20 protein-coding genes and 1 tRNA gene are annotated in these 22,090 nt (G+C 73.0%); 15 read left to right on the top strand and 6 right to left on the bottom strand.

Annotation, left to right across the window (positions count from 1 at the left end; all coding sequences use genetic code 11):
* Positions 1–4: 4 nt before the first annotated feature.
* A complete protein-coding gene (gene nudC / locus LIX60_RS10220) occupies positions 5–949 on the top strand; it encodes an NAD(+) diphosphatase (RefSeq protein WP_227958149.1) in 945 nt (314 codons plus the stop codon).
* Positions 950–1,034: 85 nt separating this feature from the next.
* On the opposite strand, the gene LIX60_RS10215 is transcribed toward nudC, so the two are convergent.
* Positions 1,035–1,286: a mycoredoxin gene (locus tag LIX60_RS10215; RefSeq protein WP_019710156.1), complete on the bottom strand. Its 252-nt coding sequence runs from the start codon at positions 1,284–1,286 to the stop codon at positions 1,035–1,037.
* A 461-nt stretch (positions 1,287–1,747) separates the two neighbouring features.
* Here LIX60_RS10215 and LIX60_RS10210 point away from each other — a divergent pair, with 461 nt between their 5' ends.
* The 4 genes from LIX60_RS10210 (at position 1,748) to LIX60_RS10195 (ending at position 5,218) form a co-directional block, all read left to right on the top strand.
* Positions 1,748–3,907 carry an ATP-dependent DNA helicase UvrD2 gene (locus tag LIX60_RS10210; RefSeq protein ID WP_227958148.1) on the top strand — a complete coding sequence of 720 codons (2,160 nt, stop codon included), beginning with the start codon at positions 1,748–1,750 and terminating at the stop codon, positions 3,905–3,907.
* Between the two features lie 163 nt (positions 3,908–4,070).
* The gene (locus tag LIX60_RS10205; protein ID WP_227958147.1) at positions 4,071–4,394 is read left to right on the top strand and encodes a hypothetical protein; all 324 of its coding nucleotides are present in this window, start codon (positions 4,071–4,073) and stop codon (positions 4,392–4,394) included.
* Positions 4,395–4,529: 135 nt separating this feature from the next.
* Positions 4,530–4,895, top strand: a complete 366-nt coding sequence (locus LIX60_RS10200) for a WhiB family transcriptional regulator (protein WP_039822418.1) — start codon at positions 4,530–4,532, stop codon at positions 4,893–4,895.
* Positions 4,892–5,218 carry a hypothetical protein gene (locus tag LIX60_RS10195; RefSeq protein WP_019710151.1) on the top strand — a complete coding sequence of 109 codons (327 nt, stop codon included), beginning with the start codon at positions 4,892–4,894 and terminating at the stop codon, positions 5,216–5,218. The genes LIX60_RS10200 and LIX60_RS10195 overlap by 4 nt, the downstream gene beginning before the upstream one ends.
* Positions 5,219–5,404: 186 nt before the next feature.
* On the opposite strand, the gene LIX60_RS10190 is transcribed toward LIX60_RS10195, so the two are convergent.
* Both LIX60_RS10190 and LIX60_RS10185 read right to left on the bottom strand, forming a co-directional pair.
* The gene (locus LIX60_RS10190; protein WP_227958146.1) at positions 5,405–6,943 is read right to left on the bottom strand and encodes an AarF/ABC1/UbiB kinase family protein; all 1,539 of its coding nucleotides are present in this window, start codon (positions 6,941–6,943) and stop codon (positions 5,405–5,407) included.
* A complete protein-coding gene (locus LIX60_RS10185) occupies positions 6,936–8,177 on the bottom strand; it encodes a ThiF family adenylyltransferase (protein WP_227958145.1) in 1,242 nt (413 codons plus the stop codon). The genes LIX60_RS10190 and LIX60_RS10185 overlap by 8 nt, the downstream gene beginning before the upstream one ends.
* A gap of 194 nt (positions 8,178–8,371) precedes the next feature.
* Between LIX60_RS10185 and LIX60_RS10180 the strand changes: the two genes are divergently transcribed.
* The 4 genes from LIX60_RS10180 to LIX60_RS10165 all read left to right on the top strand — a co-directional run bounded on the left by LIX60_RS10180 (position 8,372) and on the right by LIX60_RS10165 (position 12,306).
* Positions 8,372–8,977, top strand: a complete 606-nt coding sequence (locus LIX60_RS10180; RefSeq protein ID WP_227958144.1) for a M48 family metallopeptidase — start codon at positions 8,372–8,374, stop codon at positions 8,975–8,977.
* Positions 8,978–9,102: 125 nt separating this feature from the next.
* Positions 9,103–10,833 carry a TerD family protein gene (locus LIX60_RS10175; protein ID WP_227958143.1) on the top strand — a complete coding sequence of 577 codons (1,731 nt, stop codon included), beginning with the start codon at positions 9,103–9,105 and terminating at the stop codon, positions 10,831–10,833.
* 11 nt (positions 10,834–10,844) lie between these two features.
* Positions 10,845–11,528: an AIM24 family protein gene (locus LIX60_RS10170; protein WP_227958142.1), complete on the top strand. Its 684-nt coding sequence runs from the start codon at positions 10,845–10,847 to the stop codon at positions 11,526–11,528.
* 16 nt (positions 11,529–11,544) lie between these two features.
* On the top strand, positions 11,545–12,306 hold the full coding sequence (locus tag LIX60_RS10165) for an AIM24 family protein (protein ID WP_227958141.1): 762 nt from the start codon (positions 11,545–11,547) through the stop codon (positions 12,304–12,306).
* Between the two features lie 103 nt (positions 12,307–12,409).
* Here LIX60_RS10165 and LIX60_RS10160 read toward each other — a convergent pair whose 3' ends face one another.
* On the bottom strand, positions 12,410–12,988 hold the full coding sequence (locus LIX60_RS10160) for an NUDIX hydrolase (RefSeq protein WP_227958140.1): 579 nt from the start codon (positions 12,986–12,988) through the stop codon (positions 12,410–12,412).
* Positions 12,985–14,469, bottom strand: coding sequence for a zinc-dependent metalloprotease (locus LIX60_RS10155; protein ID WP_227958139.1), 1,485 nt, complete (start codon positions 14,467–14,469; stop codon positions 12,985–12,987). Before LIX60_RS10155 ends, LIX60_RS10160 begins: the two co-directional genes overlap by 4 nt.
* Positions 14,470–14,665: 196 nt before the next feature.
* Here LIX60_RS10155 and LIX60_RS10150 point away from each other — a divergent pair, with 196 nt between their 5' ends.
* The 4 genes from LIX60_RS10150 to LIX60_RS10135 all read left to right on the top strand — a co-directional run bounded on the left by LIX60_RS10150 (position 14,666) and on the right by LIX60_RS10135 (position 17,975).
* On the top strand, positions 14,666–15,775 hold the full coding sequence (locus LIX60_RS10150; protein WP_125623263.1) for an SDR family oxidoreductase: 1,110 nt from the start codon (positions 14,666–14,668) through the stop codon (positions 15,773–15,775).
* Positions 15,776–15,833: 58 nt separating this feature from the next.
* Positions 15,834–16,301 carry a molybdenum cofactor biosynthesis protein MoaE gene (locus tag LIX60_RS10145; protein ID WP_125623262.1) on the top strand — a complete coding sequence of 156 codons (468 nt, stop codon included), beginning with the start codon at positions 15,834–15,836 and terminating at the stop codon, positions 16,299–16,301.
* A 238-nt stretch (positions 16,302–16,539) separates the two neighbouring features.
* Positions 16,540–16,746, top strand: a complete 207-nt coding sequence (locus LIX60_RS10140; protein WP_227958138.1) for a hypothetical protein — start codon at positions 16,540–16,542, stop codon at positions 16,744–16,746.
* Positions 16,747–16,886: 140 nt separating this feature from the next.
* The gene (locus LIX60_RS10135) at positions 16,887–17,975 is read left to right on the top strand and encodes a PDZ domain-containing protein (RefSeq protein ID WP_227958137.1); all 1,089 of its coding nucleotides are present in this window, start codon (positions 16,887–16,889) and stop codon (positions 17,973–17,975) included.
* 184 nt (positions 17,976–18,159) lie between these two features.
* Here the strand turns inward: LIX60_RS10135 and LIX60_RS10130 are convergent, their stop codons facing one another.
* Positions 18,160–18,750, bottom strand: coding sequence for a PPA1309 family protein (locus tag LIX60_RS10130; RefSeq protein ID WP_265584827.1), 591 nt, complete (start codon positions 18,748–18,750; stop codon positions 18,160–18,162).
* Positions 18,751–18,932: 182 nt separating this feature from the next.
* Here LIX60_RS10130 and LIX60_RS10125 point away from each other — a divergent pair, with 182 nt between their 5' ends.
* Both LIX60_RS10125 and LIX60_RS10120 read left to right on the top strand, forming a co-directional pair.
* Positions 18,933–21,809, top strand: a complete 2,877-nt coding sequence (locus LIX60_RS10125; protein WP_227958135.1) for a UPF0182 family protein — start codon at positions 18,933–18,935, stop codon at positions 21,807–21,809.
* A gap of 42 nt (positions 21,810–21,851) precedes the next feature.
* Positions 21,852–21,925, top strand: a tRNA-Met gene (locus LIX60_RS10120).
* The last annotated feature ends 165 nt before the right edge of the window (positions 21,926–22,090 follow it).

Raw genomic sequence — 22,090 nt, 5'->3', positions numbered from 1 at the left:
AGCCGTGATCATCTCGACCGACCGCCCCGACGCCCCGGACATCCCCCTCACCGCCCCGAGCGGCATCGACCGGGCCGCGCACCACCGCTTCGACGAAGCGTGGCTCGCCGCGGCGTGGAGCCATCCGACGACGCGGGTCTTCGTCGTCTCCGGGGGGCAGGCACTGATCGACGACACCCCCGACGGGCGCACCGAGCTGGTGATGACTCCCGCGTTCGAGGCCCCGGTCACCGAGACCCACCGGTACTTCCTCGGCACGGACGAGGAGGGCGTGCGCTATTTCGCGCTGCAGAAGGACGCCCTGCCGGGCCGGATGGACCAGTCCGCCCGCCCGGCCGGCCTGCGGGAGGCGGGGGTGCTGCTCTCCGCGCGCGACGCGGCCCTGATGGCCCACGCCGTCGCCCTGGAGAACTGGCAGCGGCTGCACCGCTTCTGCTCCCGGTGCGGGGAGCGCACCGTCATAGCGGCCGCGGGCCATGTGCGCCGCTGCCCGGCCTGCGGCGCGGAGCACTATCCGCGCACCGACCCGGCCGTGATCATGCTGGTGACCGATGACCGGGACCGCGCGCTGCTCGGCCGCCAGGTGCACTGGCCCGCCGGGCGGTTCTCCACCCTGGCCGGCTTCGTCGAACCGGGGGAGTCGATCGAGCAGGCCGTGGTCCGCGAGGTGGCGGAGGAGGCCGGGGTCACGGTCGGCGAGGTCCGCTACGTGGCGAGCCAGCCCTGGCCGTTCCCGTCGAGCCTGATGCTCGGCTTCCTGGCCCGCGCCACGTCGCCGCGCATCACGGTGGACGGCGAGGAGCTCCACGAGGCGCGCTGGTTCTCCCGGGAGGAGCTGGGGGCGGCCTTCGAGTCCGGCGAGGTGCTGCCGCCGACGGGCATTTCCATCGCCGCCCGGCTGATCGAACTCTGGTACGGCAAGCCGCTGCCCGCGGGCTTCCCGCGCTGAGGCGGGTGCCGCGGGCAGCGGACGGTACGGAGGCGGCCGGGAGCGGGCGCCTGGGCACCGGCGGCGAGCGCGCCCCGCAGCGGCGTCAGACGCCGAGCTTGGCCTTCACCTGGGCCAGCGAGGGGTTGGGCAGCGCGGAGCCGTCCGGGAACAGCACGGTCGGCACCAGCTGGTTGCCGTTGTTCACCTTCTCCACGAACTGCGCCGACTCCGGGTCCTTCTCGATGTTGACCTCGGTGTACGCGATGCCCTCGCGCTCCATCTGGCTCTTCAGCCGGCGGCAGTAGCCGCACCAGGTGGTGCTGTACATCGTCACAGTGCCCGTCGTGCCGGTCATGGATTACGGCTCCTTCGCTGTCGCCTGGTTACGGGGAGGCAACGTGCCGGCGTGCGCGACCATTCCCGGGCCGCGTCCCGTGCGCCCGTGATCCGTCCCTCACCGGACGCCTCCGCCGCCCGCGCGCCCGGCCCCGCTCCCGGCTCCCCGCCACCACCCTCCGCGCACAGGGCTCCGCGCACAGGGCTCCGCGCACAGGGCTCCGCGCACAGCGCTCCATGGCCGCCGTTGGCCCGTGCACCGCGAAGCTGTGCGCCGGCACCGGAGCCCGGCCGGGCGGGCACCGGCCGGGGTGCGACCGCTGCGGCGGCCGGGGAACCGGTACGACCGGAGGGGCCCGGCTGTGGACAACCTCCCGGCCGCTCCGGGGGACCTGGCAGCATGGCGGGGTGACACCAGCGACACCAGCCACTCCCTCCCCGCTCTTCCCGGGCCCCGCGGGGCCGTCGGAGTACCCGGCCGTGCCCGAAGGCGCCGACGCCGTGCTCGCCGGGCTCGACCCGGAGCAGCGCGAGGTCGCCACCGCCCTCCACGGGCCGGTGTGCGTGCTGGCCGGCGCCGGCACGGGCAAGACCCGCGCCATCACCCACCGCATCGCCTACGGGGTGCGCGCGGGCATCCTCCAGCCGGGCTCCGTGCTCGCGGTGACGTTCACCAACCGGGCCGCCGGCGAGATGCGGGGCCGCCTCCGGCAGCTCGGTGCCACCGGGGTCCAGGCCCGCACCTTCCACTCCGCCGCGCTCCGCCAGCTCCAGTACTTCTGGCCCAAGGCGGTCGGCGGTCCGCTGCCGCGGCTGGTGGAGCGCAAGGTCCAGGTGGTCGCCGAGGCGGCGGCCCGCTGCCGTATCCGCCTGGACCGGGGCGAACTCCGGGATGTCACGGGCGAGATCGAGTGGGCCAAGGTCACCCAGACGGTCCCCGAGGACTACCCGGCGGCCGTCGCCCGCGCCCGCCGCCAGCCGCCCCGGGACCCGGCGGAGACCGCCCGCGTCTACGAGACCTACGAACTCCTCAAGCGCGACCGCGGCGTCATCGACTTCGAGGACGTCCTGCTGCTCACGGTCGGGGTGCTGCAGGACCGGCAGGACATCGCCGACGAGGTCCGCCGCCAGTACCAGCACTTCGTGGTCGACGAGTACCAGGACGTCAGCCCGCTCCAGCAGCGGCTGCTGGACCTGTGGCTGGGCGAGCGGGACAGCCTCTGCGTCGTCGGCGACGCCAGCCAGACGATCTACTCCTTCACCGGCGCCACCCCGGACCACCTGCTGGACTTCCGCGCCCGTCACCCCCGCGCCACCGTCGTCAAACTCGTCCGGGACTACCGCTCCACCCCGCAGGTCGTCCATCTCGCCAACGGTCTGCTCGGGCAGGCCCGCGGCCGTGCCGCGGAGCACCGGCTGGAGCTCGTCTCGCAGCGCGGCGCGGGTCCCGAGCCGGCGTTCGCGGAGTATCCGGACGAGCCGGCCGAGGCCGAGGGCACCGCCCGGCGGATCCGGGAGCTGATCGACTCCGGGGTCCGCGCCGGCGAGATCGCCGTGCTGTACCGCATCAACGCCCAGTCGGAGAGCTATGAGCAGGCCCTCGCCGACCAGGGTGTCCCCTACCAGCTCCGTGGCGCGGAGCGGTTCTTCGAGCGGCCGGAGGTGCGGGAGGCCGGACTGCTGCTGCGCGGCGCCGCCCGCGCCGGAGGCTCCTCCGACCCCTCGCTCACGGAGACGGACATACCGTCGCAGGTGCGGGCCGTGCTCTCCACCCGGGGATGGAGCACCGAGCCGCCGGCCGGCTCGGGGGCGGTCCGCGACCGCTGGGAGTCGCTGGCCGCGCTGGTCCGGCTCGCCGAGGACTTCGCCCGGGCACAGCCGCGGGCGGCGCTCGCCGACTTCGTGGCCGAGCTGGGCGAGCGGGCCAACGCCCAGCACGCGCCCACGGTGGAGGGCGTCACCCTGGCCTCGCTGCACGCGGCCAAGGGCCTGGAGTGGGACGCGGTCTTCCTGGTCGGCCTGACCGAGGGCATGATGCCGATCACCTACGCCACGACCGACGCGCAGATCGAGGAGGAACGCCGGCTGCTCTACGTCGGCGTCACCCGGGCCCGGGTCCACCTCACCCTCTCCTGGGCCCTGTCCCGGACTCCGGGCGGCCGCACGGGCCGGCGGCCGAGCCGCTTCCTGGACGGGCTGCGGCCCGGCTCCGCCGTACCGGCCGCCGCGGCGGCCCGCGGCCCGGCCGCCGGGGGCGGGGTGGAACGGGGCGGGACGACGCGACGCCGCAAGCGCGGTCCGGTGCGGTGCCGGGTCTGCGGCCGCACCCTCACCGACGCGGGCGAGATGAAACTGATGCGCTGCGAGGACTGCCCCTCCGAGCTGGACGAGGGCCTTTACCAGCGGCTGCTGGAGTGGCGGGCGGAGCGGGCCCGCGAGCTGGGCCAGCCGGCCTTCTGCGTCTTCACCGACAAGACCCTGCTGGCCATTGCCGAGGCCGTGCCCGGGGACGCCGCCGAGCTGGCGGTGATCTCCGGTGTGGGACGGCGGAAACTGGACCGGTTCGGGGCGGACGTCCTGGCCCTCTGCGCGGGTGAGGAGCCGCCCGCCGGGACGCCGGACGGGCGGTCCGGCGGCTGATGCGAACTCGTCGGGAAAATAGTTTGCGCATGCCGCCGGATTCCCCATAGGTTCTCTTTCGCGGGCATGACAGGGCCTTTTTCGGGCCCACTGTTCCGTGCTCTACTTGTACGACTGACTGGTTCCCACCAGTCCCCGAGACGCCGAGAGGAGGCGAGCCCCAATGATCAGCATCACCAAACTGGCCGGTCGTGACGTGCCCGTCTCCTGCCTGTCCGGTGTCTCCGTGCTCCGTGGATCCGCCGTGCCCGGCGCCCTCGAAGCACGCCCGGCCGAGCGCTGCCTTCTGGCGAACGCTCAGCGACCGACCAAGGCACCGGCGGCAGTAGTGGCGGCAGAGGCATCGGCCTATGCCCTCGCGGCCAAGGGTGCCGACCTCCGGCAGATGTGGACCGATGGCGGCTTTGCCAACGGTGCGGCGTCTGCGGCCGAGCACCACACGATTCGGGGCCTCCGCGGCCACGAACCCTGGAGAGATCCAGCCTGATCGCCACGATCAGGTCGGCACCTTCCAGGGCCGCGGAACCCGAACCGGGATCCGCGGCCCTTTTCGTTGCCCCGACCGGCATCGACGACCACCCCCGGCTCACCAGGCCGGCCGAACACAAGGAAGAAACCGACTGTGCCCAGCCCAGCGCCCGCCCCGTCCCGCACGCAGCAGCCCCCCTCCTCTCCACCTGGTCCTCCGGAGGTCCTCTTGTCCCAGCCCACCCGGCTCACGGTGCTCGACGACGAGATCGAGCGTCTCGGCGAGCTCGTTCCCTGCCGCAGCTACGACCCCGAGGTGTTCTTCGCCGAGTCGCCCGCCGACGTCGAGTACGCCAAGTCCCTCTGCCAGACCTGCCCGCTGCGCGAGGCCTGCCTCGCGGGGGCCAAGGACCGGCGCGAGCCGTGGGGCGTCTGGGGCGGCGAGCTGTTCGTCCAGGGTGTGGTCGTGCCGCGGAAGCGGCCCCGTGGCCGCCCGCGCAAGAACCCGGTCGTCGCATGAACGCCCCGGGAACCATCGACCGCCCTCTCACGCACGACCCGAAGAAGCAGGTCCCGACGATGAAGCCGTCCGCCCACGAGCCGTCAGCCGCCCGTACCACCGCCAGAACAGCGTCCGACGCGACCGACTCGCGTCAGAACAGGAACCGTGAGATGCAACTCATCCCAGAAGCCCTGGCTCGTGCTCATATGCACGAGCGCATCCAGGAGGCCGAGTCCGAACGCAGGGCCGTGCGTCTGGCCCGGGCCCGCCGGATGCAGCGCCGGGCCGAGCGCGCCTCGCTCCGCGCCCGGCGTGCGCTGGCCATGGCCGTCATGCAGTAGCAGTCACTCCCCGGCCGTCATGAGACGGCCGCCGCGCGACAGCGCACCGCAGCCGAAGGGCCGTTCCCGTCCGGGAGCGGCCCTTCGGCCGTGGTACCGGCCCGTTGTCCGGACCGGCCGGAGGGCGTACCGGGCGGACCGGGCCGGACGGCGCACCGTCCCCGGCTGTGGGCGGTCACCGGTGTCTCAGCGGCCGGCCGCCTTCTCGAACGGCTCGTCGGCCGGCTCCTCCCCTGCTCCATCCGCCGGGCCGTCCGCGAGGCCGTCCGCCGGGCCGTACTCCGAGGGATGCAACGCGCCGGCGTCACTCTCACCGGCCCCCGGTTCCCCGTCCTCGGCCATCTCCCCGGCCCCGCCTCCGTCGGCCCCGCCCCCGTCCCCGTCCCCGTCCGGGAGGAAGCCGGGGAGCCAGTCACGCAGCTCCTCCCGCAGCCGGACGGTCGCCCCCAGCTGGCACAGCACACCGATGGTGCTGAGGGTGACACGGTGGATCAGCAGATAGGCGGGCGGCAGATTGAGCTGGCGGCCCAGCTGGTGCGCCGGCGACCGCGGGTCGGCGATCCGCGCCGCCTGGGTCCGCAGCCAGCCGCGGGTGAAGGTGAACTCCTCGGCCCGGGCCGGTTCGATGATCGGCACCAGATAGTCCAGGACGGCGTCCGGGTCCAGCTCCACGGACTCCCGGACGAAGCCCGCCTCGCAGAGCATCGCGTACACCCCCTCCGCGTCGCCCTCCAGGGCTCCGCGCAGCGCGGCGCCGATCAGCGGCGGCAGCCCGTCCGGCAACCGGTCGACCGTGCCGAAGTCGAGGACGCCCAGGCGCCACTGCTCCGGCCCGGTGCCCTCAGCCTTTCCCGGCAGCAGCCGGAAGTTCCCCGGGTGGGGGTCGGCGTGCAGCAGCCCCGTGCGGGCGGTACCGGAGAAGAGGAAACGGGCCAGCAGCTGTCCGGCCCGGTCCCGCTGTTCCGGGGTGCCGTCGGCTATCACCTCCGACAGCGGCACACCGTCCATCCACTCGGTGACGAGCACCTCGGAGCCCTGGTGGACGACGTCCGGGATCACCACATCCGGGTCATCGGCGAACTCGGCGGCGTGATCGCGCTGCGCCCGGGCCTCCAGGGCGTAGTCCAGCTCCTCCGAGACCCGGTCGCGCAGTTCGGTGATGAGCGGCTTGATGTCCATTCCGGGGATGAGAGGGCCCAGCAGCCGGGCGAACCGGCCGAGCTGGGTGAGATCCGAGAGCAGCGCCTCACCCGCGCCCGGGTACTGCACCTTGACGGCCACCTCCCGGCCGTCGTGCCAGACGGCCCGGTGCACCTGGCCGATCGAGGCCGCGGCCGCCGGCTTGTCCTCGAACTCCTCGAAGAGATCACGCCAGTCGGGCCCGAGCCGTTTCTCCAGTGCGGCGTGCACGCTCTGGGACGGCATCGGAGGCGCGGCTTCCTGCAGCCTGGTGAGGGCGGCGCGGTAGGGGCCGGCGATCTCCTCCGGGAGGGCGGACTCGAAGACGGAGAGGGCCTGCCCGACCTTCATGGCCCCGCCCTTGAGCTGGCCCAGGGTCGAGAAGAGCTGCTCCGCCGTCCGCTGCTGCAGCTCACTGGCGATCATCTCGGCCGGCCGTCCGCCGATCCGCTTGCCGAGCCCGAGGGCGGTGCGTCCGGCGAAGCCCAGTGGCAGCGCCGCCAGTTTGGCGGTCCGGGTGACCGCCTTGCGGGGAAGATCAGACATGCGCTCCTCCAACTTCACTGCGCTTCACCGGAGGGCAGCCGCCCTCCGCGTCGGTGCCCGGACCGGCCCGTTCCGGCCGTTCCGGTGGTCCGGCACCATCTGGTGAGTATGGACGCTCGACCGCTTCATACGCACCGCACCCGCAGGCCCGGTGCGGTGTGATGGAACACGGTTCCCACGCCAGATCGGGCAGCGCGAGCTCCAGCCGCGCCCCGGCGCACACCGGCGGCCGGCCGTCCAGAAAGGCCAGCGCGTGGGCCGCCGCCAGCCCCGCGACCACAGTGGCCAGCGCCGTGTCACAGGCCGGTTCGGCCGGGTTCCGGGCCGACCGCCATTGAGCGAGCAGCCGGGACCAGGCGGGATCCCGCTCGGAGCGGTGCCGTTGCAGACAGCCCGCACAGGCCGACTCGCCGGGCAGCACCAGCGGGCCGACCACGCCCGTGCCCTCCAGTACACCGGCATAGAGATGAGGGATGCCGGAGGCGAGCAGCGCCTCGGCCGGCACGGGATCGGGGGCGTAGGCACCGAGACCGTCGCGCGGGGCCAGCACCGTCAGGGCGAGCCCCGCCCCGGGCGGCGGGCCCCCGCCGCCGGGCCCTCTCCGCCGGGCCCGGCCCCGCGCGGTCGCGGCGGCGCGGACGGCCTTGCGGGCGGCGGTGTCCCGGCGCTCGCCGGCCGCTTCCGGTGGCAGCCCGCCGGGGCCGGTCTCCCAGGGCGCGACCCGGCCGCCGTCCACCACGTCGACCTGCCCCACCCCCGCGGCCGAGAGCGCCGTCGCGACGGCAGCGCCGACCCGCCCGGCACCCCGCACCTGGACCCGTGCCGCTCCGCGCGCCGCCAGCCGACGCCTGCCGCCGCCCGGTTCCGGATCGACCACCGACAGGGAACCCAGGTCGGCCCGCAGCCGGTCCGGGACCCCGGCCCGCTCCCGGCACTCCGGCGGCGGGAGGCCCTCCGCCGCCGGGCCGTCGCGCGGCGCCGTCGGATCGTCCAGCAGACCCGCCGCCGCCAGACGCCGCAGCAGCTCACCGGGCCGGTCCCCGGACAGGCCCAGGGCCGCCGCCTCCGCCCGCAGCAGCGGAAGCCCCCGGGTACCGTCCAGCAGGGAGAGGAAACTGCCGGTCGCCGTGTCGACCGGGCCCAGCAGCACGGCATGTGCGGGCGTCACCCCGAACTGCACCGTCTGCCGGTCCCGCCAGCCGCGCCGCAGCACGGGCTTGATGATCGGATGCATGGCCGCCCCCTCGGTTTCTCCCGCTCGGTTCCTCTTCGACGGCTGCCAGCATGGCCGGGCGGGCGGACTCCCCGCCGAAAGTTGTCCACAGGGCCTGTGGATGGTCATCTCATCGGTCTCCACTTGTGGGGGAGTCGCGCACGAAGCGAAGACGGGCGGGACTTCCCGTGCCCGCAGCGGGTAACGTCGGCAGGGTGCCCTCCGATCCACTGAGCCGCGCCGGAGAGAACCCCCTCAGCACGCCGGGCCGGCTCGGCCAGCCGCCCCGACGTTCCCGGACCAGCGCGGTCGAGGTGCGCAGAAGCGCCCGCCGGCGCCGTACGGTCTCCGCCTACCGCGAGGGCGACCGCACGGTCGTCCTCATCCCGGCCCGGATGTCGCAGGCGGAGGAGGAACGCTGGGTGACGGTGATGCTGGACCGGCTCGCCGCCCAGGAGAGCCGGCGCATGCTGGGCGACAGCGAGCTCGCCGAGCGGGCCGAGCGCCTGTCCGCGCAGTACCTTGACGGCAGGGCGCGCCCCCGGAGTGTCCGCTGGGTCACCAACCAGAACACCCGCTGGGGCTCGTGCACCCCCGCGGAGGGCAGCATCCGCCTGTCACACCGGCTGCAGGGCATGCCCGGTTATGTGACGGACTACGTCCTCCTCCACGAACTCGCGCATCTGCTGGTCCCGGGCCACGGGGCCGACTTCTGGCGGCTGCTGGAGGCCTATCCCCGGACGGAGCGCGCCCGCGGCTACCTGGAGGGCGTGGTCGCGGCCGGACGGCTGCCGCATCTCACCGGCGACCCCGACGCCTGACCCCGCCGGTTCCGGTACGAGCCCGGGGCGAAAGCTTTTCCGCTCCGAGATCGCCGGGGGCCGTGACCAGCGGCTAGCCTGGCGCGCAAGCACGTACAGCTCGGGATGGGGGACGGTCGTTACGCATGGCCAGGGAATTCCAGCGCGGCCACAAGGCCAGGATCAGTGACCTGACAGCGGGGACGGATCTGTACGTCGGTGTGCAGATATCCGGTCCCGGACTGTCCTTCGACATCAGTTGCTTCGGTCTCGACGCGGACGAACGGCTGTCCGACGACCGGTACTTCGTCTTCTTCAACCAGCCCAAGTCGCCCGAGGAGTCGATCCAGCTCCTCGGCGCGCAGGCGGGGGACACCGAGTCCTTCCGCGTCACCCTCGACCGTGTCCCGGACAGCGTTCACCGGCTGTCGTTCACCGCGACGATCGACGGGGCGGGCCAGATGTCCCAGGTCGGCCCCGGCTACCTCCGGATCGTCGCGGGCGGCGAGGAAGTGGCGCGCTACGCCTTCGACGGCTCGGAGTTCAGCACCGAACGGGCGGTGATGCTCGGCGACTTCTACCGGAAGGACGTCTGGCGGTTCGCCGCCGTGGGACAGGGGTTCGACGGCGGACTGGACGCGCTGCTGAAGAACTTCGGCGGCGAGGTGCTGGAGGAGGAGACACCGGAGCCGCAGCAGTCCGCGCCGCAGCAGGGCGGGGCGGTGCCCGGGTTCGCCCCGCCGGCGGCCGCGCCCGCCGCGCCGCCCGCGTTCGGCGCCCCGGCGGGGCCGCCCCCGTCGGCGCCGCAGCCCGCGGCACCGCAGGCGCCCGCTCCCCAGGCGCCGCCCGCGCCGCAGCCCGCATCCCAGGCGCCGCCCGCACCCGCGCCGCAGGCCACGCCTCCGCAGTTCACGCCTCCGCAGGGCTCCCCGCCGGCGCCCGCCGCCCCGCAGCCCGCCGCCCCGCCGCCCCACGCCGGGGCACCGACCCTCGCCGCGCCCCTGGCGCCTCCCGGTCCGGTGCAGCCGCCCGGTCCTCCGCAGCCCCCGGCGGCGCCCGCCGCGCCCTACGGTCCGTCGCCCGGCTCACAGGCCCCGTTCCCCGGCGCCCAGCCGCCCGGGGCACCCGCCCCGTACGGCCATCCGCCGCCGGCGCCCGGCCAGATCCCCGGGCAGCCCGGCCCGTACGGCCCGCCGCAGGGCGCGGGCGCCGCCCCCGCCGGCCTGGGGAGCGTCCTGGAGAAGTACCGCGAGGTGCCCACCGGGCAGCGGTGGACGCTGCAGAGCCGGCAGCTCGTCCGGGTCGACCTCGGCGCCGACGACCGGCCGGTGCTGGCCCGCCAGGGCAGCATGGTGCTCTACCAGGGCAAGGTCGACTTCGGCTACAAGGGAGCTGGCTTCGCCGGCCGGGTCGTCGGCAACGCCACCGGCCAGGAGATGCAGCTGATGCGCTGCACCGGCCGCGGCCAGGTCTTCCTCGCCGAGGACGCCGCCGAGATTCACCCGATCGAGCTGCAGGGCGACGCGATCTGCGTCTCGGCCGAGAACGTCCTCGCCTTCGACGAGTCCCTCCAGTACGAGGTGCGGCGGATCGAGGGCCACGGCATCCCCGGCGGAGCGCTCTTCACCATGCTCTTCCAGGGCACCGGCACCGTCGTGGTGAAGACGCGGGGAACCCCGGTGGTCCTCCCCGTCACCCCGACGACCTTCGCCGACAGCAACGCCGTCGTCGCCTGGTCCGCCGCCTCGCAGGTGATCATCTCCAGCCAGGTGCGGCTGCGCCGCAACGCCTATCCGGGCCACAGCGGGGAGACCGTGAACCTCCAGTTCCGCGGCGCGCCCGGCAATTTCATCGTCGTCCAGCCGTACGAGGTCTGAGGGAGCCCGTGATGGACCAGCACATGATCTCGGGCTATGCCCCGGCCCCGGTGGCCGCCCGGATGGAGAACCACGGCCCGAGCATGCTCCGGGTCGCCATGCAGAGCGGCCAGGACCTCTTCGCCCGCACCGGCTCGATGGTCGCCTACGAGGGATTCGTCCAGTACGAGCCCAACCCGCCGGCCGTGCGCCAGATGGCCTCGCAATGGCTCACCGGCGAGGGCGCGCCGCTGATGAAGTGCAGCGGTGACGGCCTGCTCTACCTCGCCGACTACGGCGCCGACGTCGTCTGCGTCAACCTCGCCGACGAAGCGCTGTCGGTCAACGGCACCAATCTCCTCGCCTTCGACGCCCACCTGCAGTGGGGCGTCCAGCGGGTCAAGGGGATGGCCAAGTTCGCCGGCCAGGGCCTCTTCAACGTGGCCGTCTCCGGCACCGGCTGGGTGGCCCTGACCTCGCGCGGTACCCCAATCGTCGTCGACTGCGGCCGCGGCGAGGACGAGACCTATGTGGACCCGGACGCCCTGGTGGCCTGGTCCAGCGGTCTGAAGATGAAGGGGAAGCGCAGCTTCAAGGCGTCCTCGATGATCGGCCGCGGCAGCGGCGAGGCGTACCAACTCGGTTTCTCCGGGCAGGGCTTCGTCGTCGTCCAGCCGAGCGAGGACGGCACCGACCGGCTCCGGGCCCGGGGCTGAGGGGGGACGGGAAGAGATGCAGAGTCCGCTGTTCGGCCACACCGAGAACCAGACCCAGGAGCGTTACGCCCTGCAGAACCCGCAGATGCTGCGGGTCGCGCTCGGCGGCCACGACGACATCCTCGCCCGCAAGGGCAGCATGGTGGCCTACCAGGGCCTGGTCGAGTTCGACGGCGAGTACCAGACGCCGGGCCGGCGCCGGTCCCGCGCCCGTACCGGTGAGGGCCTGGACCTGATGCGCTGCTCCGGCCAGGGCACCGTCTATCTGGCCAACCTCGCGCAGTACGTGCACCTCCTGGACGTGGACCAGGAAGGGCTCACCGTCGACAGCGCGTACGTCCTCGCGCTGGACTCCGCGCTGCACTGGGAGACCATCGCCGTCGACAGCCAGTTCGGCATCTCCGGCTCCGGCGCCTACAACCTGCAGATCTCCGGGCGGGGCAAGGTCGCGCTGATGACCTCGGGCAAGCCGCTGATGCTGCAGGTGACGCCCGACACGTACGTCAACGCGGACGCCGACGCGGTGGTCGCCTGGTCGACGTCGCTGCGGGTGCAGATGCAGGCGCAGACCCACTCCTCCGGGGTCTTCCGGCGGCGCGGCAACACCGGCGAGGGCTGGGAGCTCAGTTTCCTCGGCCAGGGGTACGCCCTCGTCCAGCCGAGCGAGCTGCTGCCCCCGCAGAACGCCGTCACCGGCCAGGGGGTCCGTGCCCAGTACGGCATGGGGCCGCAGGGCGCGCAGGGCCAGAACCAGGGGAACATCTGGACGAACCGCTGACGCTCCGGCACGGGACGCCGGTCCGGCGGCCGACAGGGCCCGGACCGGCGTCCGCCGTCGCGGCCGGCGCGAGCCGTCACGCCGGCCCGGCCGTGCGGCGCCTTCACAGCAGCGCGCGGGTGCCCTCCGCCAGCCGGACCACGGACGCGTCCGCCACGCGCGGCACCTCGTCCCAGCCGTACCAGCGCAGTTCCAGGGACTCCTCGCTGACCGCCTCCACCGATCCGGCCGGGGCGAGGGCCGCGTACTGCACGTCCAGATGCCAGGCGCAGGGGGTGCGGTGCCGGTCGAGCCGGACCGGTCCGCCGGGGAGCAGTTCCAGCCCGGGGATGCCGGACTCCTCGGTGGCCTCCCGCAGCGCTGCGTCCGCCAGCGTGGCGTCCTCCGGCTCGCAGTGGCCGCCGGTCTGCAGCCACATCCCCAGCTTCCGGTGCAGGGTCAGCAGCACCCGCCCGGTCCCCGGATCCACCACCAGCGCGCTGGCCGTGATGTGCCCCTCACGGCAGTCCTTCCACATGCCGTCCGGGTGGGAGCCCAGATGGCCGAGGTAGTCCCGGCGCAGCTCCTCCTGGCCGGGACCGGCCGGGGGCGGCGAGCCCGGGGCCGGAGGTACGGTCCGGGCCGGCGGGAGCCGTGGGCTCCAGTTCTCCAGGACGCGCGTCGCGTCCGCGTGCAGGCTCACTTCTCGCCGTCGTCCTCCCGGCCGGAACCGTCCCGGCCGCCGGAGCCGCGGGACTCTTCGCCGGCCCCGTTTCCGGCCCCGTCCCCGTTGCCGCCGCCGCGCCCGGTGTCCTTGCCGGAGCCGTCGGCCGCCTCCCCGAGCATCTTGTCCAGCTCCGAGAAGTCCACCTGCTCGCGGTGGACGAAGCCGTCCGGGTCGTCCAGGTCCTCCGCGGTGGGCAGCATGTCCGGGTGCTCCCAGAGCGCGTCCCGGCCGTCGGCTCCGCGGGCGTCGGTGAGCGAGGCCCACAGCCGGGAGGCGTCCCGCAGCCGCCGAGGCCGCAGCTCCAGCCCGATGAGCGTGGCGAAGGTCTGTTCGGCCGGCCCGCCGGTGGCCCGGCGGCGCCGCAGCATCTCGCGGAGCGCGCCCGACGACGGCAGATGCGGCGAGGCCGCCGCGTGCACCACCGCGTCCACCCAGCCCTCGACCAGGGCGAGGGCCGTCTCCAGCCGCGCCAGCGCCGACTTCTGCTCGGGGGTGTCCTCGGGCTGGAACATGCCCTGCTGCAGGGCATCCTGCAACTGCTCGGGGCGCGAGGGGTCGAGCTGGCCGACGACGTCCTCCAGCTTGGCCGTGTCCACCTTGATGCCGCGCGCGTAGCCCTCGACGGCGCCGAACAGATGCGAGCGCAGCCACGGCACATGGGCGAAGAGCCGCTGGTGTGCGGCTTCCCGCAGGGCCAGGTAGAGCCGCACCTCGTCCAGCGGCACACCGAGGTCCTCGCCGAAGGCGGCGATGTTCACCGGCAGCAGCGCGGCCTTCTGCGGCGGCCCGAGCGGCAGTCCGATGTCGGTCGAACCGACCACCTCGCCCGCGAGCGTGCCCACGGCCTGGCCGATCTGGGTGCCGAACATGGCACCGCCCATCGACCGCATCATCCCGAGCAGCGGGCCCGCCATGGCCTGCATCTCCTCGGGCAGGACGTCGCCCATGGCGCCCGCGACGCGCTCGGCGACCGGGTCCACCAGTTCCTTCCACGCCGGCAGCGTCGCCTCGACCCACTCGGCACGGCTCCAGGCCACCGCCGAGCTCGATCCGGAGGGCAGCGAGGTGACCCCGTCCAGCCAGAGGTCCGCGAGCCGCACGGCCTCCTCGACGGACGACCGGTCGCCGGGGGTGACGCTCGGGTCCCCGGCGCCCTCGGCGGCCCCCCGGGCCACGGTCTGCCGCGCGATGTCCTTGGCCATGTCCCAGTTCACCGGGCCGCCCTCATAGGAGAGCATCTGGCCGAGCTGCTGGAAGGCGGCACCCAGATCGTTCGGGTTCAGGGAACCGAACATCGCCGCGAGCGGGTTGTCACCGCCCGGGCCGCCGGGCCCCGTGCCGAACCCGAAGGGATTCGCCGGGCCCCGGCCACCGCCCTCGCCGCCCTGCTTCCTGCCGTCGTCGCCGTCCTCCGGCTCCTCCGGCGGAAGGCCGAATCCGAATGGGTTGTCACTCACGGGCTTCCTCGGCTCGTAGGGCCGCCGGCTCCGGCCGGCGGCGACTGTCCGGCGTCACCACCCAGCGTAGACACGTCGGCCGCGTTCTAGGCTCGGGTGCTCCGCCGCCCCACCGCCTGCGGCAGGATGGACGCCACCTGGTCCGTACGCTCAGGCGCACGTACGCATGTACGCAGACAACCGCTGGAGACGCCCGGTGAGTTCCCCAGACCCTCAAGTTCGCGCAACGCGAAACCCCCCGCCGGCGACCGTGCGGCGGCCCGTCGTCGCGGTCACCGGCGCCGCGACCGGAGCCGGGGAGCTGCTGACCCGGCGGCTCGCGGCCTCCGAAGAAGTCAAGCAGGTCATCGCCATCGACGAACGGCGCGGCGAGGTGCCGGAGGCCGAGTGGCACCTGCTCGACGTGCGCGATCCGCTCATCGCCGGGAAGCTCCGCGGGGTGGACGTGGTGGTGCACCTCGCCCTCGACCTCGATCTGGAGTCCGACGCGGCCGCCCGCACCGCGTACAACGTGCGCGGCACCCAGACCGTCCTGACCGCGGCGGCGGCGGCCGGTGTGCACCGCGTCGTGCTGTGCACCTCGGCGATGGTCTACGGCGCCCTGCCCGACAACGACGTACCGCTCGCGGAGGACGCCGAACTGCGCGCCACCGCGGACGCCACGGGCGTCGGCGACCTGCTGGAGATCGAACGGCTGGGCCGCCGGGCGCCCCGCGCCCACCCCGGTCTCAACGTCACGGTGGCCCGTCCCACCGTGCTGGTCGGCGGCACGGACACGGCCCTGACCCGCTATTTCGAGTCACCGCGGCTGCTGGTCGTCGCGGGCTCCCGCCCGACCTGGCAGTTCTGCCACATGGACGACCTCGTCAGCGCGCTGGAGTGCGCGGCGCTGGAGAAGGTCGAGGGCGAGTTCGTGGTCGGCTGCGACGGCTGGCTGGAGCAGGAGGAGATCGAGGAGCTCTCCGGGATCCGGCGGATGGAACTGCCGTCCGCCGTCGCGCTCGGCGCCGCCTCCCGGCTGCACCGGCTCGGCCTCACCCCGTCCCCGGCCGGCGACCTGGCGTACACGATGCACCCCTGGGTCGTCAGCGGCAGCAGGCTGCACGACGCCGGGTGGCGGCCGCGGTACACGAACGAGGAGGTCCTGGCCGAACTGCTGGACGAGGTGGCGGGCCGGCACACGGTCGCCGGCCGCAGGCTGGGCCGCAAGGACGCGACCACGCTGGGCGCCGCGGGCGCCACCGTCGCGCTGGTCGGCACGGCCGCGCTGGTGCGCCGGGCGCGCAAGGCACGCCGCCGCATCTGAGCACCGGCCGCCGCGGCGCGCGGGCGCCTGTTCCGCGATCCCCGCCCGGTGCGGCACGATGGGCGCCATGGCACGTACGTACGAGCATCCCGGCGAGCAGGCCCATCCCGACCCCATCCGCCTGCTGGCGGTCCGCGACAGCCCGCTCTCGCTCGACGAGGTGTTCGGTGCCGTGCCGGACGACGCCGCGGGCGGCACCGCGCTCTTCGTCGGCACGGTGCGGGACCACGACGAGGGCGCCGGTGTGGCCGCCCTGGGCTACACCGCGCACCCCACGGCCGAGGCCGAGCTGCGGCGGGTGGCGGAGAAGGTGGCCGCCGAGTTCCCGGTACGGGCGCTGGCCGCCGTTCACCGGGTGGGCGATCTGGTGGTGGGGGATCTGGCCGTGGTGGTCGCGGTCTCCTGTCCGCACCGCGCCGAGGCGTTCGACGCCTGCCGCCGCCTCATCGACGACCTCAAGCACGAGGTCCCCATCTGGAAGCACCAGCGGTTCACGGACGGTACCGAGGAGTGGGTGGGGGCGTAGAAGGACGGCGCGCGGGAGACGCCGCGCGAGCCCTCGCGGCCGGGACGCGACCCGGAGACGGGCGGCCGGGCGGTGTACGGTCCGTCACGCCGGGTATCACCCGGAACAGTCACCGCGCTCCCGCCCGGTTGCGTAACCGCCCCCCTGCCGTGAGCGTTGACTGTGCGGATGGCTAATCTGCTCATCTGTTGTTGACTGCGCTGATGAACGCGCTGGTACAGGGAGTCGGGAGGCCGGCATGGCGGCTGTCGCCTGGTTGCTGATTCCGGTGGTCGCGGCGGTGGCCGCGGGGGTGTGGGCCCGCTGGGCCGCCCGCAAACGCACGACGGGGGACGTCGCCGAGCTCGCGGGCTACGCGAGGTTCCGGGAGGCGATGGAGCGCCCAGGCTCCGCCCCCGGACCGGCCGCCTCGGACCGGGGCCCCGCCGGTTCCGACGCCGCCTGACACCGGTCGTCCTCCCCCTCGGGCGCCCGCCCCGCCGGCCGCCGCGAGCCCTCGCGGGCTGTCCGTGAGCCCGTCCGGGGCGGTCCCCGGACGGCCCGCCCGGCGAGTGCACCGGTGACCCGTTCCCGTACTGTCGTTCCATGCCACGCCGCACTGCGACGATGCTCGCCTCCACCCTGATGCTGATCGCGCTGCTGTGCGCCGGGGTGCTGATCCCGGTGCCGTACTCCGAGATGTCTCCCGGTCCGACCGTGAACACGCTGGAGAAGCACGGTGGGGAGGAGGTGCTCCGGGTGACCGGCCGGAAGACCTATCCGGCGAGCGGCCATCTCAACATGACGACGGTCAGGGTCACCGGCGCCGACTACCGGATGAACCTCGCCGAGGCGGTCTACGGCTGGCTGTCCCGGGACGCCGTCGTACCGCACAGCACCCTCTATCCGGACGGGCAGACGGCGGAGCAGGCGGACGAGGAGAACGCCGAGGAGTTCAGCCAGTCGCAGGAGAGCGCCAAGGTGGCGGCCCTCAAGGAGCTGGGCATATCCGTGACCTCGCGGGTGGTCGTGGCCTCCGTCGTCAAGGACGGCGCCTCCGAGGGCAGGCTGCACGCCGGTGACGTGATCAGGGCCGTGGACGGGAAGGCGGTGCGCAAGCCCGCGGACGTGGCGGACTTCGTCACGGAGCACGAGCCGGGCGAGCGGGTCGAGTTCACCGTCGTACCGGCCAAGAAGGCCGAGGCGGCCGAGAAGGCGGGCAAGGCCGAGCCGAAGGCCACCGAGACGGTCACCGTCACCGCCGGGAAGGCGCCCGAGGACGGCCGTGCGCTCGTCGGCATCCAGGCCGGGACGGACCACACCTTCCCGTTCGACATCGACATCAAGCTCGCGGACGTCGGCGGTCCCAGCGCCGGGCTGATGTTCTCGCTCGGCATCGTCGACAAGCTGACGCCCGGGTCGCTGACCGGCGGAAAGTTCGTCGCCGGCACCGGGACGATCGACGACGCCGGCAAGGTCGGCCCCATCGGCGGCATCCAGATGAAGACGATCGGCGCCCGGGAGCAGGGCGCCGAGTTCTTCCTCACCCCGGAGGACAACTGCCCGGCCGCCCTCGTCGGCAAGCCGGACGGGCTGACCCTCGTCAAGGTCCGCACGCTGCGGGACGCCGTGGACTCGCTGGAGAAGATCGCCGAGGGCGGGACGGCCGGCCTGCCCGGCTGCTCGGCGAAGTGACCCGGCCGGCGCCTGCCGGTCCGTACGGGCCCCCGGGCGCCGCCCGGCCCGCCGGGGGAGCGGGGATCCGCCCGGAGACGAGGAGCAGGCCCCGGAGACGAGGAGCAGGCCCGGGAGACGAGGGGCGCGGCCGGGCCACCTGCCCGGAGCCGGGCGGGACGCGGCCGGCCCGGCGCGGCCCGCGCTACTCGGCGAAGGTCGCGGACAGCGCCTCGGCCAGCCCCGGCACGAGGCCGGCTCCGGTGAGCACCTCCGTGGGGGAGTCCTTCTCGCGCAGCCGCAGCGCCGACTCCCGGGTGCCGTCCCGCAGCACCGCCACCGTCATCCGGACCTCCTGCCGGTCCGGGTGGTCGGCGACCCACCGCGTCAGCCGCTCGCCGTCCAGCCCCTCCGGGACGGACTCCTCGGCGGACGGCGGCAGCATGAGCCGCTCCACGGTCATCGCGCAGCCGCTCACGGCGTCGGGCCAGGCGATGGTCCCCAGGAACTCGTCCAGCGGCGTTCCGGCCGGCAGTTCGTCCTGTTCGACGGGGGTCAGTGTGCCGGAGCCGTCACCGCTCTCCAGCCCGAGCTGGGCGGCCAGTTCGGGCTCCTCGGACAGCAGCCGCTCGGTGTCGACGAGGGCGAAGAGACGGGCGGGCTGGTCCCAGCCGAGCGCGGCGGCGTACTCGTCGATCTCGAGCACGGCACGGGTGAGCGGTCCGGCGGCGATCGGGTCCGGGCCCGCGGCGGGCTCGGGGTTGTCGGGGCCGTTCGGTACGGAGGAGGCAGACATGGTCCGTATCTTGCCTTCTTCGTGGCCGGAATCGGGAACTGGGTAAAGCTTGAGTAAGTTGCATGAGTGGGCCCTAGTATCTCTGGGCTCGTATCCACGACCCATATGACTGCGATTTCTTCGAGGGGCGCACCTTGGCTTTCCAGATGCCGGACCGCGGCGGAGGCCCGACCGGGCCACGGATGAGAGCCGGCGGACCGTCCCGGCGTTCCAGGACCCTGCTGCTGACCATGGCCGCGCTCGCCCTGCTGGCCATGGTGTTCGTCATGTTCGCCGGGTTCTGGACGGACTGGCTCTGGTACCGCTCGGTCGACTACTCCTCCGTCTTCAGGACGACCCTGTGGACCAAGATCGGGCTGTTCGCCGTCTTCGGACTGGTGATGGCGGCCGCCGTGGGCGTCAACATCTGGCTGGCGCACCGCATGCGGCCGCCGCTGAGCGCGATGTCGCTGGAGCAGCAGAGCCTGGACCGCTACCGGATGGGCATCGCGCCCTACAAGAAGTGGGCGCTTCTCGGGGTGACGGCCCTGGTGGGCCTGATCGCCGGAGCCTCGGCCGCCGGCCAGTGGCGCACCTGGCTGATGTGGATCAACGGGGTCCCGTTCGGCACCGAGGACCCGCAGTTCGGCAAGGACGTCTCGTTCTACGCCTTCGACCTGCCCTGGTACCGCTTCCTGCTGGCCTTCGGTTTCGCGACGGTCGTGCTGTCGCTGATCGCCGCCGCGCTGACGCACTACCTCTACGGCGGCCTGCGGCTCACCAGCCCGGGGGCCCGCGCCACCGGTGCGGTCACCGGGCATCTGTCGGTGCTCGTCGGGCTCTTCGTCGCGCTGAAGGCGGTCGCCTACTGGCTGGACCGGTACAGCCTCGCGGTGAAGTCCAGTGACTTCAAGGCCACCGGCAACTGGACGGGTCTGCGGTACGTCGACGCCAACGCCTACCTGCCGGCCAAGACGATCCTGTTCTTCATCGCCGCCATCTGCGCGGTGCTGTTCTTCGCCACGCTCTGGCGGCGCACCTGGCAGCTGCCGGTCCTCGGCTTCGGCCTGATGGTGCTGTCGGCCATCCTGATCGGCGGCCTCTACCCGGCCATCGTCCAGAAGTTCCAGGTCGAGCCGAACGAGCAGGCCAAGGAAGCCCCGTACATCAAGAAGAACATCGACGCCACGCGCGACGCCTACGGCATCAACGACGCCAAGGTGAGCGATTACGAGGGCAAGGTCTCCGTCGACGAGGCCGAGAGCGCGAAGCTGCGCGCGGAGGCCGAGAACACGGCCAGCCTGCGGCTCCTCGACCCGAACGTCGTCTCGCCCACCTTCCAGCAGCTCCAGCAGGTCCGCGGCTACTACGGCTTCCCGGACACCCTGGACGTCGACCGCTACAAGGACGGCGACGGCAGGGAGCAGGACACCGTCATCGGCCTGCGCGAGCTGAACATCAACGGCATCCCCGAGCGCAACTGGATCAACGACCACTTCAAGTACACCCACGGCTTCGGCGCGGTGGCCGCCAAGGGCACCTCGACCACCCGCGGTGGCGCGCCGGACTTCACCGAGTCCGACCTGCCGTCCAAGGGCGAGTTCGGCAAGTACCAGCAGCGGGTCTACTACGGCGAGAAGATGGAGCAGTACTCCATCGTCGGCGGCCCGCAGAAGGAGCTGGACTACTCCGACGACAGCGGCGAGAAGCTGTACAGCTACACCGGCGACAGCGGGGTCGACCTCTCCGGCCCGGTGAACCGCGCCGCCTACGCGGCCGCGTTCAGCGAGCCGCAGATCCTGTACTCGGGGGCCATCGGCGAGGGCTCGCGGATCCTCTACAACCGCACGCCCAAGGACCGCGTCGAGGCGGTGGCGCCCTGGCTGACCATCGACGGTGACGCCTACCCGGCCGTCGTGGACGGCCGCATCAAGTGGATCGTCGACGCCTACACCACGTCGAACGGCTACCCGTACGCCTCCCGCACCACGCTGGGCGACACCACGGCCGACTCGCTGACCACCGGCCAGCGCGAGGTCGTCGCCCAGGAGAACCGGGTCAACTACATCCGCAACTCGGTGAAGGCCACCGTCGACGCCTACGACGGCTCGGTCAAGCTGTACCAGTGGGACACCAAGGACCCGGTGCTCAAGACGTGGATGAAGGCCTTCCCGGACACGGTCGAGAAGAAGAGCGCCATCGGCACCGAGCTGATGGAGCATCTGCGCTACCCGCAGGACCTGTTCAAGGTCCAGCGCGAGCTGCTGACCCGCTACCACGTCACCAACTCCGCGCAGTTCTACAGCGGTAGTGAGGTCTGGCAGGTCCCGGACGACCCGACGAACAAGTCGGGCAACTCCGTGCCGCCGTACTACCTCAGCATGCGGATGCCGGACCAGAAGGAGCAGACCTTCTCGCTGACGACGACCTTCACCCCGAACCGGCGCGACAACCTCGGAGCCTTCATGGCCGTGGACGCCGACGCCACCAGCGACGGGTACGGGAAGATCAGAATCCTGAAACTGCCGTCCAACACCACCGTGTCCGGACCGCAGCAGGTGCAGAGCAAGTTCAACTCCGAGACGGCCATCGCCAACGAGATCAACATCCTCCAGCGGGGTGACTCGGAGATCGAGTACGGCAACCTGCTGACCGTCCCCCTGGACGGTGGCCTGCTCTATGTGGAGCCGGTCTACGTCCGCGGTGCCGGCACCAACTACCCCCTGCTGCGGAAGGTCCTGGTCTCGTACGGCGACGAGACCGCCTTCGAGGACACGCTCGGCGAGGCGCTGGACGTCGTCTTCGGCGAGAAGGAGCCCGGCGCCGGCGAGACCGAACCCCCGCCGGGCGAGGGCGAGGAGGGCGACACGGGCGACGAGGGCGAGCGCGACCGGCCCAGTGACGACCCGACCGTGCGCCAGGCCCTGGAGGACGCGCAGGAGGCCATCGAGGCGGGCGAGAAGGCGCTGGCGGAGCAGGACTGGACCGCCTACGGCAAGGCCCAGGACGACCTCAGGGACGCCCTGAAGCGGGCCGCGGAAGCCGAGAAGGCGGCCAGGGAGCCCGAACAGGGCGGCTGAGCAGGGCACACCCCGCGCCGTGGTACGGTTGTCACACAACGGCGCGGGGTGGAGCAGCTCGGTAGCTCGCTGGGCTCATAACCCAGAGGTCGCAGGTTCAAATCCTGTCCCCGCTACTCATATGAAGGACCCGGAGTCAACGACTCCGGGTCCTTCACTTGTCCGGGGGGACTGTCCGCCCCGGCGTTTGAGTCCTCGTCATGTCGGGAAGTCGACAAAACGCCGAAGTGACTTCACTGGCTGCGGTATACCAGGTGTACGCAGGTTTCAGGTGGTGCGAC

It is taken from the genome of Streptomyces sp. S07_1.15 (assembly GCF_020739505.1).
Lineage (GTDB): Bacteria > Actinomycetota > Actinomycetes > Streptomycetales > Streptomycetaceae > Streptomyces > Streptomyces xinghaiensis.
This window is presented reverse-complemented; position numbering and strand designations above follow the sequence as displayed.